We start from the raw sequence: 964 nt of genomic DNA, 5'->3' as shown, positions 1-964 counted from the left end.
CGCCCTTGTCCCGCATCCCCTCACCGAGCACCATGTCGACCTGACTCGGGGTGTCCAGGCCCAGCGCGATCCGGTAGGTGAACAGCCCGCGCATCGGGATGATGTCCTTGTTGGGCTCCTGCGTGCAGCCGATGACCACCCAGCCGACCGCAGCACCCTTGGTCAGCAGCCGCCCAAGCGCCAGTTCCACCCGGCGGCGGACCTCCATCGACGCGTACGCGGTCAGGTTCGCCAGCTCATCCACGACCACCAGATGCAGCGGGTGGGTCATGGACGGCGAGAACTTCCGCACGTTGCCCGCCAGTTCCTTGGCCACCGCGTCCATGTGGTCCGCCTCGGCCTCCAACAGATCCGCCATCGCTGCGGGGTTGTCCGCCTCGTACCGGGTGAACAGGGGGCGGCCCATCGACAGCTCCATGCCGCCCTTCGGATCCAGGCCGGTCACCTTCACCACCCCGGCCCGGATCGCCGGCGCGAGATAGCGCAGCAGCGACCACAGCACCGAGCCCTTACCCGACCGGGACCGGCCCGCGATGAGGATGTGCCGGCCCTTGACCGGGATCGCCCAGCCCGAACCGTCCTCCCGGATCCCGACCGGCACCTGTCCCAGGTCCACCGGGACCATGCCCACACCGTCAGCACTACGCGGGATCGGCAGCGCCGCCACGGTCGAACGCAGGATGTCCTTGTGCTGCAACTCCACCCACGCCATACCCGGCGTGTCGGCAACCTCCGTGACCCGGCACGAGCGAGCCCGCGCCGCGTTGGCCAGCTCCCCGGCCCGCTGCCGAATCGCCTCGACAGTCATCCCGACCGGCACGTCCACCAACAGCCGGTCCGAGGCCGGAAGCGCCTCAATCTGCTGGATGGACGGGATCACCACGCCGCCGTTGCCGTCGTTGACCGACAGCTTGCAGCGGACCATCCACCGGTTCCACCGGCGCCCGTAGCGGATCCAACGGCG

General features: G+C 69.5%; 1 protein-coding gene. It reads right to left on the bottom strand.

The genetic code is table 11. The features are described from left to right. Nucleotides 1-925: FtsK/SpoIIIE domain-containing protein (locus tag Aru02nite_RS36285; protein ID WP_275408805.1), on the bottom strand; the 925-nt coding region annotated here is incomplete at its 3' end. Nucleotides 926-964: the final 39 nt, after the last annotated feature.

Origin of the sequence: Actinocatenispora rupis, assembly GCF_016861975.1 — a bacterium.
Taxonomy (GTDB): domain Bacteria; phylum Actinomycetota; class Actinomycetes; order Mycobacteriales; family Micromonosporaceae; genus Actinocatenispora; species Actinocatenispora rupis.
The sequence above is the reverse complement of the archived record's forward strand: the minus strand, read 5'-3'. Positions and strand labels throughout refer to the sequence as shown.